The following is a 25,837-nucleotide window of genomic DNA, read 5'->3' as shown; positions in this document are numbered from 1 at the left end:
ATTACATCGCATTGTCGGCGGCATTGAGCGCGTCGTCGAAGCTTTCGGGCAGCGGCGGCTGGACCGGACGATCGCAGCCTTCTTCTTTCATATGGGCGCGCAGCGCGTCCATGCGACCGAGGTTCCAGCGGGCGAGCGGCACGCCAAGCGGGCGGAATTCGGCCCGGTCGAACAGTTCCACCACATAGGATTTGCAGAGGTCGTCCACCTGATCGAGCGAAAGCATGCCCAGGTTCATCACCATCGGCTTGCCCGGCACGCCGTTGCGGCCGCGCACCAGATCGGTGACGTAGAGGCCGCCGCGCGGATCGACCAGCACGACATCCGCCTCGCTCGAATCGATCAGGCGATGGCTGGCGGCATAGGGTGCGACGAAGACATGGGTGCGCCAGACGAGGAAACCGCTGGCCAGCGCGGTGATGGCCACGCCGATGATCAGCGGGCGCAGCGCGCCCTGTGGCCGGAACCGCGCCCAGCCAAGGCCGGCGAGCAGGCAGAAGGGACCGATGAAGCCATGGGCGTAGCGGAAACCCCAGCCATAGCCCTGCGCCAGAGCGAGCAGGCAGCCAGCCACGCAGCCCAGCGCCAGCGGCAGCGCGATTTCCTGCCCCCGGATCATCGCCCGCCAGCGCATGCCGGCAATGCCCAGCGCGGCCAGTGGAACCATGAGTATGTTGTTCCAGGCCATGTACCGGGTCAGGTTGACCAGCGGTTGCCAGCGATCGCCGAGACGCTGGAACAGGCTGCCCACCTTGTCCGCCACGCCGGCCGAGGGGCGTACGTCCATCGGCGCACCCAGCGCATGCATCAGGAAGCCGGGCCAGATCTTGGCCCAGATGATGACGATCGCCACCAGCGTCAGCACATGGAAGGCCGCCACCGCCCAGCGCCGCGCCAGCAGCATCCACAGGATGAAGGGCGCAATGAAGATAGGCGGGAAATGCCATTGATGCAGGCCGGCTGCGATGAGGGCGACCACCCCGGCACTCAGATGCCCGACCAGTCCGCCACGCAGGACCAGCGCCAGCCACACCATGTTCAGCGCGAAATGGCCGGTCATGGCATAGGGGGTCATGGCGGTGACCCAGAGCTGGCTGGAAGAGAAGCCCAACAGCACCGTCACCCAGACCGCATCAGGGCGATCGGGCATCAGGTGCAGCGCCACCCGCCACAGCGCGAACAGACCCGCCATCAGCAGCACCGGCCCGGCGAGGTTGGGATCGCCCAATTGCCAGAAGAGCGCCTGAATGGCGCTGTTCACGGGCAAATAGGCCGCCGTCCAGTAATCCGCCGCGCCGAAGGGCGAGAAGAATTCGGGCATGATCGCGCGGCGATACGGTTCCCATTCCATCGGGATCGGCCGGGCGAACAGGCCTTCGCGCATGTAAGCGGCAGCGAAGCGGGCGACTTCCTCATCCCGGCTGATCGCATAATCCTGAAACAGGGCATAATGGCCGGCCCATGCCGCTATCCCCAGCAGAACGATCAGCGGCACGACGATGCGCGCGGTCGGCCGGGGGAACGCGAAGCCCTTCCCCTCCGCCCAGGGCGCGGCCAGCGCGAGCAGCAGCAACGATCCCAGCAGCGCGGGGAAGTCCTGATCCAGCAGCAGGATGACGGCCAGGCTGACGCCCTGCCGATAGGTGACGTGCCAGAGGAAGGTCGCGCCCAGCCACAGTGCCAGTCCTATCGCGCCTGCGAGGAACAGGCGGCGCGCGCTGACGGACCCGACTTGAGCGCCCATGGTCAAGACTCGACCAGCGTCCGGTTGACGAAGATGCCGTCCATTTCGACCAGCAGGGGGAAATGCCCCTTATTATTGGCGAAGAAAGCGGAGGGGACGAAGCCACGATCGCCCAGCCAGTCGATCATCGCGCGATAGCCGGTGCCGCCTTCATAGATGGGGCGGACGCCCAGTTCCGTCTGAACGCCGAGCATGTCGGTCAGGACCGCGCCTGCGCCTTCGCACACCGAAAGATCATGGCCCTGCGTGTCCATCTTTAGGAAAGGGCGCGCAAAGCCATGCTGCGCCACCAGTTCGGGGAGCAGTGTGTCGAGGCGGCGGCATTGCATCTCCACCGTCTTCGTCACCTTGTTGCGGTCGGCGAAGATGGCGTCCTGTTCGCCCGACGGTTTCTTGAGCGAACTGAACTGGTCGGCGGCCATGATGTTGAAGCTGGCGGTGCCGTCGAAATCGGACAGGGCCATGTTGAACACATGCCAGTTACGATCGGACGCGGCGGCCTTCTGCAACTGCGCAAATACGTCCGGGTTCGGCTCGAAGGAGAGGATCAGCCCCTTATAGCCGGCATCCTTGCGTAACATGGTCGCATATTGGCCGCGATTGGCGCCGACGTCGAACAGGCAGTCGACCGCAAAGGCCGACAGGAAGCGCTTGAGCGCCTGAATTTCGGGATATTGATGGACGCGGCCCGCCAGCGCGAGGCGCAGGGCCAGCTTGCGGTCGGCGAGTTCGCGCAGATAGCGGTTCATGCGCGTGCGGCCAGTACGGTTTCATAAATGCCGATGGTCGCCACCGCCATATCCTTCCAACTTCCCATTGCCTGTCCATAGGCGCGTGCCTGCGCCCCATGGCTGTGCCTGATGGCCGCGCTTTCGATCAGCGGCAAGAGGGCTTGGGCCAGAGCCGGCGCATTTCCCGCTTGCACCCTGACAGCGACGCCGTCCGGCAACTGGCCGAACATGCCGGCATCGGACGTCACCATCGCCTTGCCATGGTGCAGCGCGGACAGGAAGGCGCCGCTTGAATCGATATGGCGGTACGGGAAGACAATCATGTCGGCACGGGCCATATGGGCGTCGAGCCGGGGTTCGGTGAGAAAGCCGAAGTCGGTAATGAGCCGGTGGGAAAAGCCCGCTTGCGCGACGGCGTCGATCAAAGGCGCAACGTCCATGAATGGCTTGCCGGCGAGGACCAGTTCGAAGGCATGGCCGGCGCGCCAGAGCTGAAGGCAGGCTTCGATCAATATATCGACGCCCTTATAGGGGCGGATGGTGCCGAAGAAGAGCAGGCGTGGGACCGTTGGCGCCGGGATAGCGGCGAGGTCGGCGGGCGTAGCCGGGGCGAGGCGCATCGGCGGGTGCGGGGTCACATGGATGCGGGCGGGATCGACGCCTTGCCCCGTCAGTGCCGCGCAGGTGGTGTCGCCATGGACGATCAGCGCGTCGAACATGTCCAGCAACGCGCGATAGCCGCGCCCCTGCAAGCCGGCATCGGCATGATAGGCGTCGGCATTATGGACGGTGTGGACCAGCGCCGTGCGCCCCTTTAGCCGCTTCAGCATCAGGCGGTCGGCAGGCGCGAGCGGGAGCCACTGGACATGGACCACATCTGCTTGCGTCAGCGGATCGAGATTACCCAGCGCGCAGGTCAGGCCATATTCCGCTGCCTTGGCGTGACGGAAGGCGCGCCCCTCCCCCAGTCGCGTGCGCAAGGCTTCGCTGCGGCGGAAAAAATGGGGGCGATAGGTGTAGTTTTGCGGCAGGATCGCGTCGGTATCGCGCATCGGGCGGCCAAGCAGGCTGACGTCCACGCCCTCCCCCGCCAGCGCCGCGCAGAGGCTGTCGTCATAGCGCCCCGTGAAGAGCGAGGGATCGACCATGGCAATCTTCATGGCCGCACCAGCCGGCGCAGCGAGAGAAGGTGCAGCATGGCCACGCCGAGCAGCGTCAGCGCGTAGAGCGCAAGGAAGGCGAGGTCGAACCGGTCCGGCCAGAGCAGCAGGGCGAGCGGCGCGCTGGCCAGCGATCCGGCGAGGAAAGGCAGAGAGCGGGCGAGCAGTTCGCCAAACCGCCCCAGCGCCGCCTGCACATAGACGGAAACGCTGAGCAGGGTCAGCGCCGCGAGCGCGAGAACGATGAGGAAAATGTCGGCCCGGTCGATGGCAGCGCGACCGTCGAACAAGATGGTGAACAGCCGGTCGCCTGCCAGCAGCAGCAGGGCGGACAGGGTGACGGCGAACAGCATCGCCGCCATCAGCGCACGGCCGAGCAACTGGCGCAAGCGTGCCGTGTCGCCGGCGTGAAACGCGCGGGTGATGCGGGGTAAGGCGGCCTCTACCGTGGCGCGGACCAGCATGGAGAGGGCGCGCGACATCTTGAAGAAAAAGTCGAAAACCAGCATCGGCCGGGCATCGCTGGTGGCCAATGCGATCGTGAAATAGGGCGCGTTATAGGCAATGATGTCGGAGACGGTGAACGCCGCCGACGCGCCGATGTCGCGCAGATAATGGGTGCGGACATGGCCGCCGCCGACGCGAAAGGCCAGCCAATGGCGGCGCGTCATGGCGAGACGGCGATGGACATGGCCGATCGCATAGCCGATCACCATTATGCTGACGACGAGTTGCAGCGCGATCGACAGGCGCGGGTCCAGGCCCGCCAGCATCGCGAGCAGGAGGCCGATGGTCACGACGCGGCGGGCGCAGTCCAGCCCTTCCCACAGGAAATTGCCGTCCACCGCCGCCAGTGCCCGCTTGGCCAGCAGAGCCGGCAGGTTAAGGCAGGCGGAGAGGAAAAAGAGAAGGAAGAGCAATGGCATGCCGGTCGAAAGCCAGCCCCCGGCCAGCGCGACGAGCAGGATCGCCGTGGCGCCGACGACCAGCAGGCCGAGGAAGAGAAACAGGACGCCCATTTCCTCCAGCCGGAAGCCGCCATCCTGCGCCGCCTCTGCTCCGCCCAGCCAGTGCCGCCGCAAACGCGCATAGATGATGCTGGTCAGACCGAATTCCGCCGAGATGGTGAAATTGCCGAAGGCGACGAGCAGCAGGAAGGCCTGAAACTCGGCGATCGGCAGCACGCGCACGAACACGAAGGTGACGGCGAAGCCCCAGACCAGCACCAGTCCGACATTGGCAAGCTTCACCAGAGCCAGAAAGCGGGCCGAGCCTTCCAGCCGCGCGAGGCGGCTCACCGTGCGGACTCTCCGCCCGGCTTGCGCGCGCGGAACAGCCGGTCGTCCAGCCCATGGAAATGACGGGTCGCGACGTCGATCGACGCGGCGTCGATTTCCTCCAGATCGAACCCGGCGGCGCGGATGCGATCGGCGAAGTCCGGGCCGTACTGGCGCACATGATCCCACTGGCCAAAACGGCGCTCCCGCTCACGTGGCGGGATGTCGAAGCTGCCGTCCTCGGTCGGCTTGTCCCATAATGGCACGATCAGCCAGGCTTCGCCGCCGGGCTTGAGCGCGCGATGGATGTTGCGCAGCACGGCCATGTCGTCGGGCACATGCTCCATCACATGGCTGGCGTAGAAGAGGTCGTAGCGGTCGCTGTCCGCCAGTTCCATCAGGTCGACACGGTGCATGTGCGGCACGGTGTAGCGGGCGGGATCAAGGTCCGCCGGGACATAATCTGCGGCGGCGGAGAAACGCTTGACCAGACTGCCCTCATTGGGGGCCATGTGCAGGATCGCGCCGGCGGTTGGCACAGTGAGCGTTCCCTGCTGGATCAGCCAGTTCATCAGCCGCTCGCGCGGCGAGGCACCGCAGTCCGGGCATCCCCATTCGCCGTTGTCGCCATAGCGGAAAAAGCCAACGACCGGCGTGCCGCAGGCCGGGCAACTGCGCGTCGGGCGCGCGCCCAGGGCCTTGCGCAGTTTCAGCGCGGTTTTGGTCAGATGCTTGCCGGCAGCCTTGGCCACCCGCTGGACAGTAATCACTGGTTGCTCCGCGCAGGGAAGTTGAAAGGCCGCGCTATACTATAAGCGCCGGGTAATGCGAGAGGCTTTCGGGCGAGAGGCTTTCGGGATCAGGCCAGCAGTTCGCGCACCAGATCGGGCACCAATATGCTGGCCGGGCCGAGCCGCGTGTCATCGAAATAGACGCTGCCGGCGGACGGGTCGAGATTGAGTTCCAGCGTGCGCGCGCCGACATGGCGGGCAGTCTGGACGAAGCCGGCAGCCGGATAGACCGCGCCCGACGTGCCGATCGACACGAACAGATTCGCGTCGCGCACGGCATCGTCGATGCGATCCATTTCATAAGGCATTTCGCCGAAGAAGACGATGTCGGGGCGCAACCGGGGCTGACCGCAGCCGGTGCAGGCACTGCCGGGCGGGAGGGCATCCGCCCATGCCACCGCCTTGCCGCAAGCGGCGCACAGCGCAGATTTGAGTTCGCCGTGCATGTGGACCAGCCGCTTCGCCCCGGCCCGTTCGTGCAGGTCATCGACATTCTGCGTCACGATCAGCAGGTCGCCGGGCCAGGCGGCGTCGAGCACAGCCAGCGCCTGATGCGCGGCATTGGGCTGCACCTCCGCCAGCTTCGCGCGCCGCTCGTCATAGAAGCGATGCACCAGCGCCTCGTCCCGCGCCAGCGCTTCGGGGGTGCAGACATCCTCCACCCGATGCCCCTCCCAAAGGCCATCCGGCCCGCGAAAGGTGGCGAGGCCGGATTCGGCGGAAATGCCTGCGCCGGTGAGGATGACGATGGTCTGGATGTCCTTCAGCATAGCGCCATCCTATTGGCGAAAAGCGATGAGGCAAGACACTGGCTTGACGATCCGTGCGGCGCAGGAAAGATTACGCCTTCGGCAGGCGCAAGGCGGAGTGAAAATACGGTTATGCTTTATCCCGGCGATCCGGTTCCGCGTTTCCATGTCCGGGGTCTGACCAATCCGCGCTATGCGTTCGGCAGCGCCGCCGGCCGCTATGTGGTGGTGACCTTCATCGGCAGTTCGGGCGCGCCGGGTGCCGCGACATTCTATCGCCAGATGCGCGAGACGGTGGGGCCGTTCGATGATGTCTTCGCCAGCGCGTTCATCGTGACCAACGATATGCGCGACGAGACGGCCGGTCGGCTGGAGGAGCGCTATCCGGGCCTGCGGATCTTCCTGGACGGGGATCGGGCGATGGCGAAGCTGTTCGGTTGCGTGCGGCAGGACGGGAAAGGCGGCGACTCCATCGCCGTGACAAGCTGGATACTGGACCCCGGCCTGCGGGTGATCCGTACCCTGCCTGTTGTCGATCTGGAACGGCATCATGCCGAACTCTGCACGGCGCTGGCGGATTTGGCGCCGCCGCGGGAGGATCGCGACAGTTGGGCGCCGGTGCTGAAAGTGCCGGGGATTTTCGAGCCGGCGCTGTGCCGCGACCTGATCGCCTATGCCGACGGCCAAGGGCTGGAGGAAAGCGGCTTCATGAGCACCGATCCTACATCGGGCCACACCGTGCTGGAGGTGGATCATCGCCACAAGCGGCGCAGCGATTGCAGCATCGACGAGCCGAAGCTGCGCAATGCGGTGCAGGCCCGTATCCTGCGGCGACTGGTGCCGCAGGTGGAGCGCGCCTTCCAGTTTCGGGCGACGCGCATGGAGCGCTATCTGATATCCTGCTATGATGCGGGTTCGGGCGGCTATTTCCGGCCGCACACCGACAATAGCACGCTGGGCACGGCGCATCGCCGCTTTGCCGTGTCGATCGGCCTGAACGCGGAAGAATATGAGGGCGGTGATTTGCGCTTTCCCGAGTTCGGTATGCGTACCTATCGCCCCGATACGGGGGGCGCGATCGTCTTTTCCTGTTCGTTGTTGCATGAGGCCCTGCCGGTAACGAAGGGGCGGCGGTTCGTTGTGCTGCCCTTCCTCTATGACGAGGCGGCGGCGCAGGTACGGCTGGACAATGCGCGGCACCTGAGCGACCCGGAACTGCGCGACCATGTGCTGCGATCGGTGGGCAAGCCGGTGATGCAGGAAAGCTGACGCGCGGGATGACAAAGCCGCGTGGCTCTGGCATCGGCCAAGTCCTGACGAATAGAGAATGAGGCGGGACATGACGACGATCGGCATTTTCGGAGCGGCGGGCCGGATGGGGCGCGCGATCGCGCAGGTTGCTGCCGACACTGGCTTGGGGCTCGCTGGCGGTACCGATCGCGACCCGAGCGGCGAGATTGCGCCGGGCATCGCCATGACCGCCGATCCGCTGGCGCTGGCGGAGGCGAGCGAGGTGCTGATCGACTTTTCCGTGCCGGGCGCGCTGTCCGCCCATCTGGACGCCTGCATTGCGGCGAAGAAGCCGATCGTCATCGGCACCACAGGGCTGGAACCGGTGCATCATGCCCTGATCGACGAGGCAGCGGTGCATATTCCGATTTTGCAGACCGGCAATACGTCGCTGGGCGTCAACCTGCTGGCGGCGCTGGTGGAGAAGGCCGCTGCTGGCCTGGGCGATGATTGGGATATCGAGATTGTCGAGATGCATCACCGGCACAAGGTCGATGCGCCGTCGGGCACCGCGCTGATGCTGGGCGAAGCGGCGGCGCGCGGGCGGCATATCCCGCTGGCCGATCATAGCGATCGTGGCCGCGACGGCATCACCGGTGCGCGGACGCCGGGCGATATCGGCTTCGTCGCGCTGCGCGGCGGATCGGTGGCGGGCGACCATCAGGTGATCTTTGCGACCGAAGGCGAGCGGATCGAAATCGGCCATCGCGCCGAAAACCGCACCATCTTTGCGCGCGGGGCGGTCAAGGCGGCGCGCTGGCTGGTCGGACAGCCGGCCGGGCGCTACGACATGAAGGGCGTGCTGGGCCTGTAAATGAACAAGGCGCAGATCTTCGATTTCTTCAGCCGTCTGGCAGAAGCCAATCCCGCGCCGGTGACGGAGCTGGAATATGGCAATCCCTATCAGTTGCTGGTCGCGGTCACTTTGTCCGCGCAGGCGACCGATGTGGGCGTGAACAAGGCGACGCGCGCGCTGTTCCGCGAAGTGACCACGCCGCAGCAGATGGTCGATCTGGGCGAAGAGGGTTTGAAGCAGCACATCAAGACGATCGGGCTGTTCAATACCAAGGCCAAGAATGTGATCGGCCTGTCGGCAATATTGGTGCGCGATTTTGGCGGCGAGGTGCCGGAGGATCGCGATACGCTCACTACCCTGCCCGGCGTCGGGCGCAAGACGGCCAATGTGGTGGTGAACACCGCCTTCGGACAGGAGACGTTCGCCGTCGACACCCATATCTTCCGCGTCGGCAACCGGACCGGCCTGGCGCCGGGCAAGACGGTGCTGGCGGTGGAGGACAAGCTGGATAAGCGGGTGCCCGGCCCGTTCCGGCGCGACGCGCATCACTGGCTGATCCTGCATGGCCGCTATGTCTGCAAGGCGCGCAAGCCTGAATGTTGGCGCTGCATCGTGAGCGAGCTGTGTCGGTTCAAGCCCAAGACGCCGGCGCCGAAGACGGCATTGCCAAAGGCGGCCTGAACCCGCGCTAAGGCGTTCTCGCGCCGTTCATGACAAATCGGATAGGCATGACGGATAGTCCCGCGCCACGCCGTCGATTCGACGTGATATGAGGAGAGAAGCCATGTCCGTCCATTTTGCCAAATTTGCCCTGTGCGCCGCGCTGGCCGGTATCGCCCTGCCCGCGCTCGCCAAGGAAAAGCCCGATCCCTATGTGCCCGCCAATGGCGCGGCGATTGACTGTGTCCAGATCCAGTCGATCCGATCGACCAATGTGCGCGACGACCGCACGATCGATTTCATCATGAACGGCAACAAGGTCTACCGGAACAGCCTGCCCAACAGTTGTCCCAGCCTGGGCTTCGAGAAGCGGTTCCTTTACAAGACCAGCCTGTCCCAGCTTTGCTCGGTCGATATCATCACCGTGCTATGGAATGCAGGTCCCGGATTGCAGCCGGGCGCCAGTTGCGGCCTGGGCAAATTCCAGCCGATGGAGAAAGCCGCAAAATAAGATGGGCTGAGGTGATTTTGACGCTGGCGCAGGGCCAAGGACTTTGCTACCCGCCCCTCCTGACCAGCGTCATGCACCCATAGCTCAGCTGGATAGAGCGTTGCCCTCCGAAGGCAAAGGCCAGTGGTTCGAATCCACTTGGGTGCACCATTTATTTTCTTTTCAGCCTCAAGCGCCGGCGGCCACACCCGTGGCCTTGGCTATCCTCGCATAAGCTCGGGCGGCCGTTCAGCCTTGCGAACCCTTACGGGTTCGAGATCAAAGCAATCTGCCTCGGCTCTGTTCGTGATCGAGCAGCCAGCGTTTCACCTCCACGCCGCCAGCAAAGCCGGTGAGCGCGCCGTTGGTGCCGATGACGCGGTGGCAGGGCGCAATGATCGAGATAGGGTTGCGGCCATTTGCGGCGCCAACTGCGCGGCTGGCGGTGGGATGACCGATGGCACGGGCGATGTCCCCATAGCTGCGTGTTTCGCCGAAAGGGATGGCGCACAGCGCTGCCCAGACCTTTTGCTGGAAATCCGTGCCTCGGAAATCGAGCGGTACGGTGAACATCTGCAAGTCGCCCGCGAAATAGGCCGTCAGTTGCTGCGTTGCCTGCGTCAGGATCGGGTGATCGGCGTGTGTTTGCCGTTCGGTCAAGCGGACGCGGGCGGGATCGTCATCCTCCCACAGGATCGCCACCAGCCCCGTGTCGCTGGCTACCAAAGTCAGTGTGCCGACCGGCGAGGAGAAAAGGGTTTCGACGAGAGCCATATAAAAAATCTCCGCTACCTGCCCTATGGCCGATAGCGGAGATTATGCGCCGAGGCTTCCCCTGGCTTGCTTTCAAAGTCGATCGCGGCCTATTTCAGGCCGCCGCCCATCGCCCGATAGAGTTCGACCATATTGGTCGCGCGGGTCAGGCGCGTTGCGACCAGGCTCTGTTCAGCGCTGTAGAGGGAACGCTGCGAATCCAGCGTCGTCAGGAAGCTGTCCACACCGGCGCGGAAGCGCGCGTCCGACAGGGTATAGGCCACACGGGCGCTGTCGCGTTGCGACGTTTGCGCCTCCAACTGCTGCGTCATCGTGCCGCGACGGGCGAGCGCGTCGGCGACTTCGCGGAAGCCGGTCTGCACGCTCTTTTCATAAGTAGCGAGCATCGCGTCATAGGTCGCCCGAGCGTAGCGCAAATTGCCCTTGTTCCGGCCGAAGTCGAAGATCGGCAGGGTCGCGCTGGGGGCGACCGACCATGTGTCGCTACCCGACTTGAACAGACCGGACAGACCAAGGCTGACCGTACCCAGCGCCGCCGTCAGCGAGATGGTCGGAAAGAAGGCCGCGCGGGCCGCGCCGATATTGGCGTTGGCAGCGAGCAGATTATGTTCGGCCGACGCGATATCGGGACGACGCAACAGCACATCGGACGAAATATCCGCAGGCAAATTGTCGAGCGTCGCGTCCTTCTGCTCCAGGGAATTGGGCAGGTCAGTCGCGGGCACCGTGGTTCCGGCCAGCAGGTTGAGCGCATTCTGGTCCTGCGCCACCAGCGTTGTCGCGGCCGCTATATCCGACCGGGCGCTGTCATAGCTGGTCTGCGCCTGACGCACTTCCAGTTCCGAGGCGATGCCCTTGGCAAAACGCGCCTTGTTCAATTCGAGCGTCTTGCCGAACGCCTGTTCGAGATCGCGGGCGATGCGCAGCCGTTCCTGATCCGCCGCCATGGTGAGCCAGGCATTGGCGGTTTCCGCGATCAGCGCGGTCTGTGCCGCATTGCGGGTTTCGACACTGGCGAAATATTGCTCCTGCGCCGCCCTGGTCAGGTTACGCACCCGGCCGAACAGGTCGATTTCCCAGGAGGAAATGCCCAGCTGCGCCTGATAGACGTCGGTGTTGAGGCGCTGGCTCTGGCCGAACTGGACGAGCGGCTGTTCCGAATAGGTCGCCGTGCCGGTGCCTGCCACGGTGGGGAGCAGGTCGGCGCGCTGCACCTTATATTGCGCCCGTGCCTGTTCGACATTGGCGAGGGCGACACGCAGGTCGCGATTATTGGCAAGCGCGGTTTCGATGACGCGGGCCAGGCGCGCGTCGGTGAAGAAATCGCGCCATGCCGTGTCGGCCGGGACGATCGCCCCTGCCCCGCTATTGGTGGCATAGGCGTCACCCTGGGGCGTGCCGGCCGGAACGGGGAGTTCCGGCCGCACATATTTGGGCGCCATGTCGCAGGCGGCGAGCGCCAGCGAAAGGGTAATGGCGCCGAGCGCTTTGATGTTGCGCTTCATCTTCAAGCCTCCTGCGGCGCGTGCGGGGTGTCCGTATCGCCTGCCGCGTCTTCATGGTTCTTATGTTCGCGGAACAACCGCTTCACGACGGTGAAGAAGACGGGGACGAAGAAGACCGCCAGCACCGTCGCCGACAACATGCCGCCGACAACCGCCCAGCCGATCGCATTCTGACCGCCTGCACCCGCGCCGGTCGACACCGCCAGCGGCAGCACGCCGAAGATGAAGGCGAAGCTGGTCATCAGGATCGGCCGCAGACGCAGCTTGCCCGCTTCCAGCGCCGCCTTGGCCGGCGACAGGCCCTCGCGCATCTTTTCTTCGGCAAATTCCACGATCAGGATCGCGTTCTTTGCCGACACACCGATGGTGGTGATGAGGCCAACCTGAAGGTAGATGTCGTTGTTGAGGCCCGCCACGGTTGCGGCGATCACCGCACCCAGCACGCCCAACGGCACCACCAGCATGACCGCGATCGGCACCGACCAGCTTTCATACAACGCGGCCAGACAGAGGAAGACGATCAGCATCGAGAGCGCATATACATAGGAGGACTGGCCGCCCGACGTCTGCTCCTCATAGGAGATGCCGTTCCAGCTGTAGCCGATACCGGCTGGCAGCTTGGCCGCATATTCCTCCATCGCCTTCATCGCGGTGCCGCTCGACACGCCGGGGGCTGGCGCACCCTGTATGTTTATCGCGGGCACACCGTTGAACCGTTCCAGCCGCGCCGGTCCCTGCACCCATTCCGTCGTGGAGAAGGCAGACAGGGGCGCCATCGTGCCGCTGCTGCCACGGACATGATAGGCGCCGATCGCTTCGGGCGTTGTGCGGAATGGGGCATCCGCCTGCACATATACCCGCTTCACGCGATCGCGGTCGATAAAGTCGTTGATATAGGCGCCGCCCAGGTTGGTGCTGATCGTGTCGTTGACGTCCGTCTGGGCGATGCCCAGCGCGCCCGCTGCCGCCTGATCGACGTTCAGTTTCAATTGCGGCGTGTCTTCCAGACCATTGGGACGGACCTGCGCCAGGCGCTTGTCGGCCATCGCCATGCCGAGCAACTGGTTGCGAGCCTCCAGCAGCTTTGCATGACCGAGATTGCCCTGGTCGAGCAACTGGAAGTCGAAACCGGACGCATTGCCCAGTTCCTGCACCGCCGGCGGCACGAACGCGAAGGCCATGCCCGCAGAGATTTTATGGAAGGCCATGTTGGCGCGCAACGCAATGGCCGGGACATGATTGTCCGCGCCCTTGCGATCTTTCCAATCCTTCATCCGGGCAAAGACGATGCCGACATTCTGCCCCTGTCCGACGAAGCCGAATCCGGCAACGGTAAAGACGGCGGACACATTAGCCTTTTCATCGATCAGATAGTGATCGCGCATCTTGGCCAGGGTGCGTTCAGTTTCCTCCATGGTGGTCCCAGCGGGCAGCGACACCTGGTTGATGATCATGCCCTGATCTTCATCGGGCAGAAAACCACTGGGCAGACGCATGAAGACGAAGGCCATGCCGACCACAATCAGCCCATAGGCGAGCATGGTCCGACCCCAGCGATGCTCCACCTTCTCCACACCGCGACCGTAGCGCACCACGCCCTTGTCGAAGGTTCGGTTGAACCAGTCGAAGAAGCGGCCGAAGATCGAGCCGATCGGGCCGTTCCAGCTATGACCGTGCGATGCAGGTTTGAGGATGGTAGCGCAAAGCGCAGGCGTGAGGATCAACGCCACCAGCACCGACAGGATCATCGAGGAGACGATGGTGATCGAGAACTGGCGGAAGATGACGCCCGTGGACCCGCCGAAGAAGGCCATGGGCAGGAACACCGCCGACAGCACCAGACCGATGCCGATCAGCGCACCGCTGATTTCGTCCATCGACTTTCGCGCAGCCTCACGAGGACTTAGTCCCTCGTCCTGGATCAGACGCTCGACATTTTCCACGACGACGATCGCGTCATCGACCAGCAGGCCGATCGCCAGCACCATACCGAACAGGGTCAGCGTGTTGATGGTGAAGCCCGCGACGCTCAGGATCGCGAGCGAACCCAGCAGCACCACCGGCACTGCGATGGTCGGGATCAGCGTGGCGCGCCAGTTCTGGAGGAACAGGAACATGACGACGAAGACCAGCAGCACGGCTTCGAACAGGGTATGGATAACCTGTTCAACCGACAGCTTGACGAAGGTCGAGTTGTCGACGGGGAAGTCATATTTCACCCAGTTGGGGAAATTTTTCGACAGTTGATCGACCCGGTCCTTCACGGCCTTGACCGTGTCCAGCGCGTTGGCGCCGGGTGCCAGCTTGATGGCGAAGCCCGATGCGGGATGACCGTTGAACTTCACGCCAAAGCCGTAGATTTCAGCGCCCAGTTCGACACGCGCAACATCCGACATCAGCACGACCGAACCGTCGCTGTTACTGCGCAGGCGGATGTTGCGGAATTCCTCCGGCGTGCGGAGGCGCGATTGCGCGGTCACTGTGGCGTTGAGCGCCTGCCCCTTGGGCGAGGGCGATCCGCCGATCTGGCCGGCCGACACCTGAGCATTCTGGGCGGTGATTGCCGATTTGACGTCGCCAGTGGTGACGCCAAGATTGGCCATCTTATATGGGTCGAGCCAGATGCGCATTGCATATTGCGAGCCGAACAACTGGGTATCGCCGACGCCGGTGACGCGGCTCAGCGGATCTTGCAGGCTGGACGCAATGAAGTCGCTCGCATCTTCCTGATCGTGGATACCGTCATCGGAATAGACGGCCATGATGAGAAGGAAGCTGGAGGTGGACTTGCCGACGCGCAGGCCCTGCTGCTGCACTTCCTGTGGTAGCAGCGGGGTTGCCTGCGACAGCTTGTTCTGGACCTGGACCTGCGCGATGTCGGGGTCCGTGCCCTGCTCGAAGGTCAGGGTGATGTTAAGATTGCCCGACCCGTCGCTGGTGGACGAGAAATAGCGCAGATTGTCGATGCCTTTGAGCTGTTGCTCGATGATCTGCGTCGTCGTGCTTTCCAGCGTCTGGGCATTCGCGCCGGGATAGGTGGTCTGGATCGTCACGGCGGGCGGCGCGATTTCCGGGAACTGCGCAACCGGGAGCGACCGGAGCGCGAGCAGGCCGGCGAGCATGATGACGATGGCGATGACCCATGCGAAGATGGGCCTGTCGATAAAATAGCGGGCCATGGCTTAGTGCGCCTCGCCCTGATTGCCGGCCTGCTTTTCAGCCGGTGCGGCACCCGTAGCGGTCGCGCCGCCTTCAACTGCGGTTATCTGCTGCGGCGCACCGGGCTTCACGACGGTGCCGGGGCGCAGGTTGACCAGCCCCTCCACGATCAGCTTGTCGCCGGGCTTGAGGCCATCGGTGACGATCCACTTGTCGCCGACCGCACGATCGACCGTGACCTGGCGCATTTCGACCTTGTTGTCCTTGCCCACGACCATGGCGGTCGCACGGCCCCGCGCGTCACGGCTGATGCCCTGCTGCGGCGCAAGAATTGCCTGCGTACGCTCGCCCTCGATCAGCTTGGCACGGACATACATGCCGGGCAGCAACAGGCCTTCGGGGTTCGGGAAGGTCGCGCGCAGCGTCACCGCGCCCGAGGTAGCATCCACCGTGACTTCCGAGAATTGCAGACGCCCTTCGATCGGGTAGAGACTGCCATTAGGCAGCACCAGTTGGATACGCGCACCCTGCGCCTCACTGATGCCGCCCTTCTTCATCGCCTGCTTGAGGTCGATGATCTGGGCCGCCGATTGCGAAACGTCGACATAGACGCTGTCGGTGCGCTGGATGGTGGTGAGCGCATCGGCCTGGCCGGCTTGCACCAGAGCGCCCGGCGTGAAGAGCGAGCGGCTGATCCGGCCGGAGATGGGCGCGCGGATGCGGGTGAAATTCTGGTTCACCTGTGCCGCCTGAAGCGCGCCACGCTGCGCTGCAACATTGGCGCGCGCCTGCTGCGCGGAGGCATCCGCATTGTCATATTCCTGCCTCGACACCGCGTTGATACCGACCAGTTCCTTGTAGCGCTGCGCCTGAAGCGCAGTGGAGCGGATCGCCGCCTGGGCATTGGCGAGCGAACCCTGCGCCTGCGCGAGGGCGGCGCGGTAGGGCGCATCGTCAATTTCGTAGAGCAACTGCCCGACGCGAACATAGCCGCCTTCCTGGAACAGGCGGCGACGAATCACGCCGCTGATCTGCGGTCGAACCTCAGCCGTTTCGACTGCCACGATGCGGCCGGGCAATTCGTTCAACAGCGGTGCCGTTTCGGTCTTGAGCGTGACGACACCGACCGCGGGCGGCGGTGGCGCGGGCTGCTCCTGCTGCCCGCAGGCGCTCAGCGCGAAGGCCGACGCGCACGCCAGCAACCCGATGATTGTCCCCTTTTGCATCGCTTGAATATCCGTTTTTTAGGGATCGAAGACTTTGGAATGAACGTTCATTCCGCTTGCCCGGCAGGTACGATCATGGCAATGCGATTTCAAGAGGCAAAAAACGCCGAAAGGGTAAAGATGGTTGCAGTGCAGCAGGAGAAAAATGGTCGGACGCGCATTTTGGCGGCCGCCCGCACACTTTTCGACAGCCATGGCTTCCATCAAACGTCCATGGCCGAGCTTGCGTCAGCGGCCCAGGTGTCGGTCGGGCAGATTTATCGCCTGTTCAAGAGCAAGGAAGATATCATCGAGGCATTGGTGCATGACGATGCCGACCAGTGGTGCGGGCAACTGGGTGCCTTGCAAGCGCGTCTGGATGCCGGTGCGCTGACCGTGGAAGAAACGTTCGAGCAATTGTTGCTCCAGACGATCGACGAAAAGGACGAGGCGCTGGCCTTCGACATATTGGCCGAAAGTTTCCGCAATAACGAAGTGGCAGATACGGTGGGCGAGATGTGTCAGCGTTTTCGGGCCTATCTCCGCGATTTTGCGTGCGCAGCCAACGACAAGCTGTCGGGCGAGGCACTGGACGCCGCCGAGGAGATGCTGCTTGCCTGCCTGTTCGGCCTTGGCCATCGCAGCATATCGCGCCCTCGCCTGTCCGCCGCTGCTGCTGCTGCACGGACGGCGCAGATGATCATCGCCGCGCTACGCGGCGTGCAATAATCAGCCTGTGCGGCGGTAGACGTCGACGGTTTCCCGCGCGCAGCGATCCCAGCTATATCCGCCAGCCACCGCCAGCCCCGTTTCTCGGGCCTGCGCACGCCATGACTCGTCGGTCAGCGCCTGCTCCAGGTTGCGCGTAAACCCATCCACATCCTCCGGCTGGACCAGCATCGCCGCACCGCCCGTAACTTCCGGCAGGCAGGATGCATTCGACACGACGGTCGGGATGCCGCTGGCCATCGCCTCGACCGGCGGCAGGCCGAACCCTTCATAGACGGACGGATAGACGAACAGCGCCGCGCCGGCATAAAGAAGCGGCAGGTCTTCGTCGGGCACGAAGCCCAGATAGCGAACCCAGCCCTGACGCGCGCCCTTGTCCATCAGGTCGCGAACGGACTCGCTGAGCCACCCTGCCCCGCCAGTGACCATCAGCGGCCAGCGGGTGCGGACGACCGGCGGCAACGCTTCCCAGGCCCGCAGCAATTCGGTGATGCGCTTGCGCGGTTCGACGGTCGAAACGCAGAGGGCATAGCCCTGATAGGCAAGATCGTAGCGGCCCAGCGTGGTCGCGATGTCATCGGCGTCGCGGGGATGGAAGGCCGTGCTGGCGGCGAGCGGTACGGCCGTCACGCGCGAAAGATCCAGCGACAGGAAATCCGCCACCTCGGCCCGTGTCGTCTCACTGTCCGTGATGAAATGGGCAGCACGCTCGACCGACAGGCGGAAATAGCGCTCGAACTGCTGGAGCCGCGCCTGCGGATGGGTTTCGGGATAGCGGAAGACCGACAGGTCATGGATGGTGATGACCCCGCCTTCCCCGGCGGCCGGCAGGAAATAATTGGGCCCGTGGAAGAGATGCGAGCGCATGACGCTGGCATTTTGCAGGTCGCGCAACCAGCCAGTCCGCTTGCGGATCATGCGGTGCAGTTTGTGGCGGCGCTTGCGCGGCACAGGTTCAGTGAGCAGCGTGGCAGGATCGTCGATCCATTCGCCATTACGATAGAAACGGACGGCATCGACCGACTGACCGATGCGCTGTGCCAGTTCCCAGCTATAGCGGCCGATGCCCGACAGGCGCGGTTCCAGGGCTTCCACCGAGAGGATGACGCGCAAGCTCATGGGGCAACATTCCGCAGCGCAACAGCCGCATAAATCCGAACCATAATCCGGCCGACCGGTAAGATCATTGCGCCGCTATTCCCTGCATGTTGAGACGGAACCGCCATGGAACAACGCGGTAGCTGGCATGACGACCGGTAGGCAAGCGCAAATCCGCAGCAGCCGCCCCGCCGCGTGATCGGCTCCTTCCGTCGCGACCGCTGCTGCGCCGCCGCAACCGACCGATGATCGACGGATTTAACATGCGTAAGTTTTTCGGGAGGCATTTCATGCAGATAGAAGCCGCTTTCGACCGAGCCTATTTTGAAGCGCGGATGGAACGCAATCGCCAGCTTGCCGCACAGTCCAGCGATCCGACGATCCGGGACCTGCATCTGGAATATGTCCGCCTCTACGAACAATTGATGGAAGCGCCGCAACCCGCGTGACGGACGGGGCGGCGCTTTCCTGCATCATCAGCGCGCCGCCACCCCTTCGGGAAGGACCACAGCCGACCAGCTCTTGCCCGGCACCAGATATTTGGTGGCCAGTGCCTGCAACTGGGCCGGCGTGACGCTCAGCATATCCTGCGACATGTTCTTCATCGCCTCGACATAGCGGGCGTCATGGGTGGCGCCCTCCATCTGGTTCATCCAGAAGGAATTGCCGGTGCTTGCCCGCATCAGCAACTGCCGCATCGGCGCAACCGCGCGTTGCAGTTCATCGTCGCTGACCGGCGTTTTCGCAAGATCGGCCGCCGTATCCTTCACCACGCCATAGAAATAGGCGATCCGGTCGGGCCGCACCTGGCTGGTGACGAGGATGTAACCGCCACTTTCATAGGAAAAAGGCCAGTTATTCTGGACGCTGGGCGAATAGGCGGCTCCTTCGGTAGAGCGCAGCTTGTCGAACAGGCGATCGTTGAAGATCTGCGTCAATATTTCGAGCTGGCGCCCTTCCTTTTGCAGGTCGAAGCCGCCGGCCGTCGGCCAGGCCATGACCGCCGCCGCCTGCTCCTTGTCGCCCTTGTGCCGCAACACGACAGGCGCTTCGACATGGGCCGGGAAGCGCATCGCCTTGTTCGCAGCCGGAACCGGGACATCGGGACGAGCAGGCAGCGCGCCGAAGGTCGCCGCGACCGCCTGGATCGCCTCCTCCGCCTTAACCTGACCGAAAATCTGCACCTCGATCGGGCCGGAGGCGAGGATCGGTTCCCACGTCGCGCGGAAGGCCTGCGGGGTCAGCCCGTCAATCTCCGCACGCGATGGCGTGCGGAACCGCACATCCTTGTCATGCAGCAGCCAGTTGAGATCACGCCCCAGCACCGAATCCGGGGACCGCGACATGGCGTCATAGGCAACCGCCGCGCCGGTCTTGACCCGCGCGAGCGGCGCCGGATCCCAACCGGGCACGGCCAGCTTGGTCGCGAACAGGCGCAACTGGTCCGCATAGTCGGCCGGACGCGTCACCACCTGCATTTCGAACGCATCATCGTCCGTATTGAAACTCATGCCCATGCGACGGCCGTTGGTCAGGTCGTCCAGTTCACGCTGGCCAAGCGTGCCAATGCCACTGGCCACCAGCGCATAGTCCGCCGCCCAACTCGGCACCGGCTTGGTCGGCGAGAAGGCTTGCTGCCCATGGCCGAAGCGGACGTTGATCCGCACCTTTTCCGTTTCCGCATCATTGGCGAACAGGGTCAGCTTGACGCCGTTGGAGAAGGTGACGCTTTCCATCCCCTGCAAGGCGACCGGCGTGCGCGACACCACGGTACCGGGCGGGCCGAGTTTGGGCAGGTCGTCCATCGTGACCGCCTTGTCCGCAAGCCGCGCATTGGTCGCCGCCTTGACCGGCGCCGCCACGGCGGCGGCCAGCTTCGCGTCGAGGCCGGGCTGGATTTTACCGGTCACCAGCAGCGCGCGGAAAACGCCAGCGGAGAAGAGCCGACGGGTGGAATCCAGAATCTTCTGCGGCGTCATGGCAGGCTTGCCCGCGCGGAAAATCTCCACCGCCGCATCCGGGCTGACCGTAGTTTCGCGAATGTCCACGGCGCTAACGAGATCGCTGGCCTGCTTGGCGCCCGGTTCGGTGTCGGCATTTTCGACCTGGATCGAAAGCGCCGTGTCCATCTGCGCATATTCGCGGTCGATTTCGGCCTGGCTGGGCGGCGCCGCCTTTGCGTCCTCCACCACGGCGCGGACGTCGGCCAGCGCCTTCTCCCAATTTTCCCCAGTCGGGATGATGGTCATGAAGGTGCCATCGACGGAGCGACTGACATCCTGTTGCTCGACCCCTGCCTGAAGGAAGCTGCCGCCACCGCGCGCGGCCTGCTCCAGCCGGCGACTGATGATCTGCAAGGCCAGCATGTCCGTCAGCTTGTCCTGATTATAGACGATCGTATCGGCATGGGGCGTCCAGGGCCGCAGCCAGGCGAGCGTCAGGCCAAGGGGGACGCCGGGCTCCACCACCACGCGGGTTGCCGGAAGCTTTGGATTGGGCTCGCCGAAATCAGGCAAGGGCGCGCCCTTGCCGGGCGCGGCCCAGTTCCCGAAATGATCCTTGATCAACTGTTCAGCCTGCGCCGGATCAATATCGCCGGCGATTGCGATCACGGTATTTTCCGGGCGATACCAGCGCTGGTGGAAGGACTCCACTTTAGCCGCAGTAGCGGCCGTCAACGTGGCTACGGTGCCGATCGGCGCATGATTGGCCAACGGCTGACCCGCGAAGAAATGGAGGCGGCTGGCGTCGGACATGCGCATTTGCGGGCCGTCGCTTTCACGCTTTTCCGCCAGCACCACGGCGCGTTCGGCGTCTACAGCGCTGTCCACGATATTGGGGTCGGTCATCATGCCGGCGATGATCTTCATGCTTTCGGCAAGGCTGGCCGGCGTCGCCTGCGGCAGGTCGAGCGCATAGGTGGTGCCGGTCGGCGTCGTCGCGGCATTGCTGTCGCTACCAAAGGTGACGCCAAGGCGCTGCCAGATCCGCTTGGATTCACCATCGGGGACATGGCGCGAGCCACGCATCGACAGATGCTCGATGAAATGGGCGTAGCCCAGCTCATCAGGCTGTTCCATCAGCGAACCGGCATCGACCCGCAGGCGCATCGACACCTGCCCCGGCGGCACGCCGTTGCGGCGAACAGCATAGCGCAGGCCGTTGGGAAGCGTACCGAACCGCCAGGCCGGGTCGATCGGCACGTCGCTATTGTCATAGAGCCACGGACGCACCTGCACCTGACCGACAGGCGCGCCCTGCGTCGTGCTGGCTGGGGCATTGTCGGTCCGGGCCGCGAGCGGGGCTCCGGACAGAAGCAAGGCGAGGACAGAGAGCGAAGCGGCCGAACGGCGGGGAAAAAAGCGCATAGGCAAGGGAGCCTAACGGCATTTTCCTGAATGACCACTGACAAAGCGGTCATATTTGGGGTGACGCTCAGGATGACGCCCTTCGACAGGCTCAGGGCGAACGGTTCATCATTGGCTGGTCAGTTTTCCAGCCGTTACGCACGAAAAAGGGGAGAGGCCGCAGTGCAGGCCCCTCCCCATTTTGCTTTCGCTTTATATCAGCGCGGCGCGCCGGTGCGCTGGACGGCGCCCTTGTGCGTGCCGACACCGCCGCGACCACGGCCGCGACCGCGGAAGGGCTTCTTCTCGCCGCCCTCGGCATCGGTGCGATGTGCGCGATCGGCCGATCCACGCTGCTGCTTCTGGCCGTCCTGATAACGACGCTGGCCGTCGGCGCGACGCGCCTGCTGCTGCGGAGTCTGGCTCGGCCCCTTCTTGGGCGCGGCAGGCTTGGGCAGGTTGCGGACAGCTTCCAGGAAATTTTCCGGCAGCGGCACGATTTCCGGCTTCACCTTGGTCGCCCGCTCGATCGCCTTCAGATAAGGCCGCTCGTCATCCGCCACGAAGCTGATCGCGATACCATCGGCGCCGGCGCGTGCGGTACGGCCGATGCGATGGACATATTGTTCGGGCACGTTGGGGATTTCGAAGTTGATGACGTGGCTGACGCCCGACACGTCGATACCGCGCGCGGCGATGTCGGTCGCCACCAGCAGTTTCACCTTGCCCTGACGGAAGGCCTGGAGCGCGGTGGTGCGCTGGCCCTGGCTCTTGTTGCCGTGAATCGCGAATGCGTCGATCCCCGCCCCTTCCAGGAAGCGCACGACGCGGTCGGCGCCATGTTTGGTGCGGGTGAAGATGAGCGCGCGGTCGATATCCTCATTCTTGAGGACGATGTGCAGAAGCGCCTGCTTTTCCGCCTGGTTGACGAAGGTAAGCTGCTGGCGCACGCGCTCCGCCGTGGTGGATTGCGGGGCGACGCTGACCTTGACCGGATCGTTCAGGAACTGAGCGGCGAGCGCCTCAATCTCTTTGGGCATGGTGGCCGAGAAGAAGAGGTTCTGGCGATCCTGCGGCAGCATCTTGGCGACGCGCTTCAGGGGATGGATGAAGCCCATGTCCATCATCTGGTCGGCTTCGTCGAGAACGAAGATTTCCGTATCCTTGATGGTGAAGGCGCGCTGGTCGATCAGGTCGAGCAGACGGCCAGGCGTGGCGACGACGATGTCGACACCGGGCGCCAGAGCGCGGATCTGCTTGCCGATCGGCACGCCGCCGAACACGGTTTCCACCGACAGGCGCAGGAAGCGACCATAGTCACGGAAGCTCTGCGCGATCTGCGCGGCGAGTTCGCGGGTGGGCGACAGCACCAGCATCCGGCAGCCCTTGATCGGGGTCGGCTTGGGATTGCGGGCGAAATAGTCGAGGCTGGGCAGCGCGAAGGCAGCGGTCTTGCCGGTGCCGGTCTGGGCGATACCGCACAGGTCGCGGCCTTCCAGCAGGACGGGGATCGCCTTTTGCTGGATCGGGGTGGGATTGGCATATTTCTTGGCGGCAAGCGCCTTCAGAATCGGCTCAGAAAGGCCGAGGTCGGTAAATTCCATGGATATTGCTCACAAGTCGGCCGGGCGCCGACTGTCTGCAAGACGCAGAGAGGGCGCAAGGCGGGTTACGAAACGACCCGCGTGAAAAGGGAAGCCTCAAGCTTGGCGCAGACTGTCATTGGCCGGTCCGTGGTCCTCGCCTGACCATGTGGTCAATTGGGATTGCGGACGATCACGCTGCCAATCGCTGGGGGACCAAGACGGTCCGTCTGCTGCGCTGCAACGCATATGGCGGAGTTACCGTAAAATTGCAAGCGGCCGCGCATTGACGCGCGGCCGCCCTTCTAATCGAATATGCGATCAGAGCGCCACTTCGGCATGCTTGCCCTTCATTTCGTCGCGGACGTCGCCGCCGAACAGCATCTTGAACACGCCCTTCAGCGACATGTCCGATCGCCATATCTCGGCCGTGCCCAGGTCGAAACGCAGCATCAGCAGGTTGGGATCATTGCGTCCGCCGGGATACCAGGCTTCGACTTCCTTCGACCAGTATCGGTCGATGGTGGCCGGATCGGTTTCCGGTGCCAACGCGCCGTCGATGCAGGCGAAGAGATTATGATCCTTCGCCGCGAACTGGGCCATGGCCGGCCCGCCAGGTGCCAGCCGATTATCGCGCGACGTGTAGAACCAGAAGCAGTGATTGGCCTTCGGATCGAGTTGCGCGGTCATGGGCAGGCTATGGTCGGTGCTGTGACTCAAACCTACCATGAGGAAGGGGCTGCTCGACAGTTCGGCCCAGAAACGGTCCTTGATATCGGTCGCGTCGGTCATCGTCCAAACTCCTTGGCTGTTTTCCTTTCAATCGCCGGGCAGCGGCGAAGTTCCGAAACGCTTGATCTTGGCCCCGACCATCGCCACATGGAACTCATGCTGATCGAAACCGAACTGACGCCCAATCCGGCGACCATCAAATTCCTGCCCGGCCGCGAGGTCATGGGAGCCGGCACGCGCGATTTCGCCACGCCCGAGGAAGCAGAAGCCTCCCCGCTGGCGGATGCACTGTTCGGGCTGGGCGATGTGACCGGCGTCTTCTTTGGCAGCCACTTCGTGTCGGTTACCATCGCGCCGGGCGCGGAATGGTCCGACGTGAAGCCCGATGTCCTGGCCACTCTGCTGGAGCATTTTTCTGCCAACATGCCGCTGTTCACCCCCGGCAGCGCGGCCGGCATCACCGTCCCCGCCGAAGACAGCGGCTTCACCGATGATCCGGAAGATGCCGAAATCATCGAGCAGATCCGCGACCTGATCGAAACCCGCGTTCGCCCCGCCGTGGCGAATGACGGCGGCGACATCATCTATCGCGGCTTCGACAAGGGCACCGTTTATCTCCAGATGCAGGGCGCCTGTTCGGGCTGCCCCTCGTCCAGCGCGACGCTCAAGAACGGCATCGAGCAGTTGCTCAAACATTATGTCCCTGAAGTAACGGAGGTGCGCGCGGTCTGATCGACCGTTTCGCATCGCGCGACATTTGGCAAATCGGGGCGGATGGACTAACCGCAGGACGAATCCATAGGATGTGGATGCGTAAGGGGAGTTTCGTTTGCGCCTTTTGGTGATCGACACCGCCACCCAGGCCCTGTCCGTCGCACTGCTGGAACATGGGACGCCTATCGGGCGCTTCCACGAAGTCGTCGGGCGCGGCCATGCCGAAGCCCTGCTGCCGGCTATTGCCGCGCTGCCCGAGGGCGGCCGCGCCGACGCGATTGCGGTGGATGTGGGACCAGGCAGTTTCACCGGCGTACGGATCGGTATCGCCGCGGCCCGTGCCCTGGCGCTGGCCTGGTCGATCCCGCTGCATGGCTATAGTGCACCTGCCATGATTGCGGCCAAGGCAGCGCAGGCACATGGCGACGGACCCATCGCCGTGACCATCACCGGCGGGCATGGCGAATTGTTCTGGCAATGCTTCACGGCGGACGGTTTGAAGGCAACCAGCGCCATCACCTCCACGCCAATCGCCGAGCTGGCGACAACCCTCGACGCCGACTTGTTCTATGGCACCGGCGCTGAAGCGCTGGTGACAGCGCGGGGTGACGGCACGGCAGTCAGCCTTTATCCCGATGCAGCCGATTATGGCCTGATCGCGGGGCTGGAGCCATTGCCGCCAAGCCCGATCTATGGACGCGGCGCCGATGCAAAGACCATGGCAGAGCGCGCTGCATCATGATCCCGGCTCTGCAACTCGACACTTATGACGATGGCGCGCGCAACGCGCTGGGCGATGCGATGGATGTCATGGTCCGCGCCTTCGATCCTGTCTATGGCGAGGCCTGGACGCTGTCCCAACTGTCCGGCGTGATGATGATGCCCGGAACATGGCTGACGGTCGCGCGACTGGATGCCGCACCGCTGGGCTTTGCGCTGGTGCGTTCGGTACTGGACGAGTGCGAATTGCTGCTGCTGGCGGTCGATCCGCTTTGGCGCGGACGCGGCGTCGGAGAAACGCTATTGCGACACAGTCTGCACACTGCACGACGCAGAGGCATCACTTCCATGAACCTGGAAGTGCGTTCTACCAATAAGGCCGTCAAACTATACGAGAAAACCGGCTTCGAATATGTACATCGTCGCCCCGGTTACTATCGCGGTAATGACGGTCAACTTCATGATGCACTGAGTTTCCGCATCGACATGCTGGCCTGATACAATAGGCCCTTGCGAAATCCTGCGGCAAGGTCTAGCGAACATACACCGCTCCTGAAACAAATTCCTCGGGCGGGTCGCACAA

23 protein-coding genes and 1 tRNA gene are annotated in these 25,837 nt (G+C 63.9%); 10 read left to right on the top strand and 14 right to left on the bottom strand.

Features of this window, described 5'->3' with window-relative positions; translation table 11 throughout:
• Position 1 precedes the first annotated feature (1 nt).
• The 6 genes from RQH62_RS15540 to RQH62_RS15515 all read right to left on the bottom strand — a co-directional run bounded on the left by RQH62_RS15540 (position 2) and on the right by RQH62_RS15515 (position 6,473).
• Positions 2-1,744: an MFS transporter gene (locus RQH62_RS15540; RefSeq protein ID WP_311269646.1), complete on the bottom strand. Its 1,743-nt coding sequence runs from the start codon at positions 1,742-1,744 to the stop codon at positions 2-4.
• A gap of 2 nt (positions 1,745-1,746) precedes the next feature.
• The gene (locus RQH62_RS15535) at positions 1,747-2,493 is read right to left on the bottom strand and encodes an FkbM family methyltransferase (RefSeq protein ID WP_311269645.1); all 747 of its coding nucleotides are present in this window, start codon (positions 2,491-2,493) and stop codon (positions 1,747-1,749) included.
• Positions 2,490-3,635, bottom strand: coding sequence for a glycosyltransferase family 4 protein (locus RQH62_RS15530; RefSeq protein WP_311269644.1), 1,146 nt, complete (start codon positions 3,633-3,635; stop codon positions 2,490-2,492). Before RQH62_RS15530 ends, RQH62_RS15535 begins: the two co-directional genes overlap by 4 nt.
• On the bottom strand, positions 3,632-4,933 hold the full coding sequence (locus tag RQH62_RS15525) for a hypothetical protein (RefSeq protein WP_311269643.1): 1,302 nt from the start codon (positions 4,931-4,933) through the stop codon (positions 3,632-3,634). The genes RQH62_RS15530 and RQH62_RS15525 overlap by 4 nt, the downstream gene beginning before the upstream one ends.
• Positions 4,930-5,682: a methyltransferase domain-containing protein gene (locus RQH62_RS15520; protein ID WP_311269642.1), complete on the bottom strand. Its 753-nt coding sequence runs from the start codon at positions 5,680-5,682 to the stop codon at positions 4,930-4,932. The genes RQH62_RS15525 and RQH62_RS15520 overlap by 4 nt, the downstream gene beginning before the upstream one ends.
• An 89-nt stretch (positions 5,683-5,771) precedes the next feature.
• On the bottom strand, positions 5,772-6,473 hold the full coding sequence (locus tag RQH62_RS15515; RefSeq protein WP_311269641.1) for an NAD-dependent deacylase: 702 nt from the start codon (positions 6,471-6,473) through the stop codon (positions 5,772-5,774).
• Between the two features lie 111 nt (positions 6,474-6,584).
• Between RQH62_RS15515 and RQH62_RS15510 the strand changes: the two genes are divergently transcribed.
• The 5 genes from RQH62_RS15510 (at position 6,585) to RQH62_RS15490 (ending at position 9,859) form a co-directional block, all read left to right on the top strand.
• The gene (locus tag RQH62_RS15510; protein WP_311269640.1) at positions 6,585-7,721 is read left to right on the top strand and encodes a 2OG-Fe(II) oxygenase; all 1,137 of its coding nucleotides are present in this window, start codon (positions 6,585-6,587) and stop codon (positions 7,719-7,721) included.
• A 70-nt stretch (positions 7,722-7,791) separates the two neighbouring features.
• The gene (gene dapB, locus RQH62_RS15505; RefSeq protein WP_311269639.1) at positions 7,792-8,556 is read left to right on the top strand and encodes a 4-hydroxy-tetrahydrodipicolinate reductase; all 765 of its coding nucleotides are present in this window, start codon (positions 7,792-7,794) and stop codon (positions 8,554-8,556) included.
• Positions 8,557-9,219, top strand: coding sequence for an endonuclease III (gene nth / locus RQH62_RS15500; RefSeq protein WP_311269638.1), 663 nt, complete (start codon positions 8,557-8,559; stop codon positions 9,217-9,219). It abuts the gene before it with no gap.
• A 103-nt stretch (positions 9,220-9,322) separates the two neighbouring features.
• Positions 9,323-9,709 carry a hypothetical protein gene (locus RQH62_RS15495; protein ID WP_311269637.1) on the top strand — a complete coding sequence of 129 codons (387 nt, stop codon included), beginning with the start codon at positions 9,323-9,325 and terminating at the stop codon, positions 9,707-9,709.
• Positions 9,710-9,782: 73 nt separating this feature from the next.
• Positions 9,783-9,859: transfer RNA gene (locus RQH62_RS15490), tRNA-Arg, on the top strand.
• 108 nt (positions 9,860-9,967) lie between these two features.
• On the opposite strand, the gene RQH62_RS15485 is transcribed toward RQH62_RS15490, so the two are convergent.
• The 4 genes from RQH62_RS15485 to RQH62_RS15470 all read right to left on the bottom strand — a co-directional run bounded on the left by RQH62_RS15485 (position 9,968) and on the right by RQH62_RS15470 (position 16,352).
• Positions 9,968-10,462, bottom strand: a complete 495-nt coding sequence (locus tag RQH62_RS15485; protein ID WP_311269636.1) for a methylated-DNA--[protein]-cysteine S-methyltransferase — start codon at positions 10,460-10,462, stop codon at positions 9,968-9,970.
• A gap of 89 nt (positions 10,463-10,551) precedes the next feature.
• Positions 10,552-11,967, bottom strand: coding sequence for an efflux transporter outer membrane subunit (locus RQH62_RS15480; RefSeq protein WP_311269635.1), 1,416 nt, complete (start codon positions 11,965-11,967; stop codon positions 10,552-10,554).
• 2 nt (positions 11,968-11,969) lie between these two features.
• Entirely contained in the window at positions 11,970-15,146 is a 3,177-nt protein-coding gene (locus tag RQH62_RS15475) for an efflux RND transporter permease subunit (RefSeq protein ID WP_311269634.1), read from the bottom strand.
• A gap of 3 nt (positions 15,147-15,149) precedes the next feature.
• The gene (locus tag RQH62_RS15470; RefSeq protein ID WP_311269633.1) at positions 15,150-16,352 is read right to left on the bottom strand and encodes an efflux RND transporter periplasmic adaptor subunit; all 1,203 of its coding nucleotides are present in this window, start codon (positions 16,350-16,352) and stop codon (positions 15,150-15,152) included.
• A 120-nt stretch (positions 16,353-16,472) separates the two neighbouring features.
• Between RQH62_RS15470 and RQH62_RS15465 the strand changes: the two genes are divergently transcribed.
• The gene (locus RQH62_RS15465) at positions 16,473-17,060 is read left to right on the top strand and encodes a helix-turn-helix domain-containing protein (RefSeq protein ID WP_311269632.1); all 588 of its coding nucleotides are present in this window, start codon (positions 16,473-16,475) and stop codon (positions 17,058-17,060) included.
• Here the strand turns inward: RQH62_RS15465 and RQH62_RS15460 are convergent, their stop codons facing one another.
• The gene (locus RQH62_RS15460) at positions 17,061-18,179 is read right to left on the bottom strand and encodes a glycosyltransferase family 1 protein (protein ID WP_311269631.1); all 1,119 of its coding nucleotides are present in this window, start codon (positions 18,177-18,179) and stop codon (positions 17,061-17,063) included.
• Between the two features lie 269 nt (positions 18,180-18,448).
• Here RQH62_RS15460 and RQH62_RS15455 point away from each other — a divergent pair, with 269 nt between their 5' ends.
• Positions 18,449-18,607 carry a hypothetical protein gene (locus tag RQH62_RS15455; protein ID WP_311269630.1) on the top strand — a complete coding sequence of 53 codons (159 nt, stop codon included), beginning with the start codon at positions 18,449-18,451 and terminating at the stop codon, positions 18,605-18,607.
• Positions 18,608-18,634: 27 nt separating this feature from the next.
• Here the strand turns inward: RQH62_RS15455 and RQH62_RS15450 are convergent, their stop codons facing one another.
• From RQH62_RS15450 to RQH62_RS15440, 3 genes are all read right to left on the bottom strand, one after another.
• Positions 18,635-21,526 (bottom strand): insulinase family protein, encoded by a 2,892-nt coding sequence (locus RQH62_RS15450; RefSeq protein ID WP_311269629.1) that lies wholly within the window; start codon positions 21,524-21,526, stop codon positions 18,635-18,637.
• Between the two features lie 197 nt (positions 21,527-21,723).
• A complete protein-coding gene (locus tag RQH62_RS15445) occupies positions 21,724-23,109 on the bottom strand; it encodes a DEAD/DEAH box helicase (protein WP_311269628.1) in 1,386 nt (461 codons plus the stop codon).
• Positions 23,110-23,409: 300 nt separating this feature from the next.
• A complete protein-coding gene (locus RQH62_RS15440) occupies positions 23,410-23,880 on the bottom strand; it encodes a pyridoxamine 5'-phosphate oxidase family protein (RefSeq protein WP_311269627.1) in 471 nt (156 codons plus the stop codon).
• A gap of 96 nt (positions 23,881-23,976) precedes the next feature.
• Here RQH62_RS15440 and RQH62_RS15435 point away from each other — a divergent pair, with 96 nt between their 5' ends.
• From RQH62_RS15435 to RQH62_RS15425, 3 genes are all read left to right on the top strand, one after another.
• Positions 23,977-24,552 carry a NifU family protein gene (locus RQH62_RS15435; RefSeq protein ID WP_311269721.1) on the top strand — a complete coding sequence of 192 codons (576 nt, stop codon included), beginning with the start codon at positions 23,977-23,979 and terminating at the stop codon, positions 24,550-24,552.
• 97 nt (positions 24,553-24,649) lie between these two features.
• Positions 24,650-25,276 carry a tRNA (adenosine(37)-N6)-threonylcarbamoyltransferase complex dimerization subunit type 1 TsaB gene (gene tsaB / locus RQH62_RS15430; RefSeq protein WP_311269626.1) on the top strand — a complete coding sequence of 209 codons (627 nt, stop codon included), beginning with the start codon at positions 24,650-24,652 and terminating at the stop codon, positions 25,274-25,276.
• Positions 25,273-25,752, top strand: a complete 480-nt coding sequence (locus RQH62_RS15425; RefSeq protein ID WP_311269625.1) for a GNAT family N-acetyltransferase — start codon at positions 25,273-25,275, stop codon at positions 25,750-25,752. Before tsaB ends, RQH62_RS15425 begins: the two co-directional genes overlap by 4 nt.
• Positions 25,753-25,837 lie beyond the last annotated feature (85 nt).

Origin of the sequence: Sphingobium sp. WCS2017Hpa-17, assembly GCF_031843765.1 — a bacterium.
Taxonomy (GTDB): domain Bacteria; phylum Pseudomonadota; class Alphaproteobacteria; order Sphingomonadales; family Sphingomonadaceae; genus Sphingobium.
Note: the sequence above shows the minus strand (reverse complement) of the source record. Positions and strands in the feature narration are given on the sequence as shown.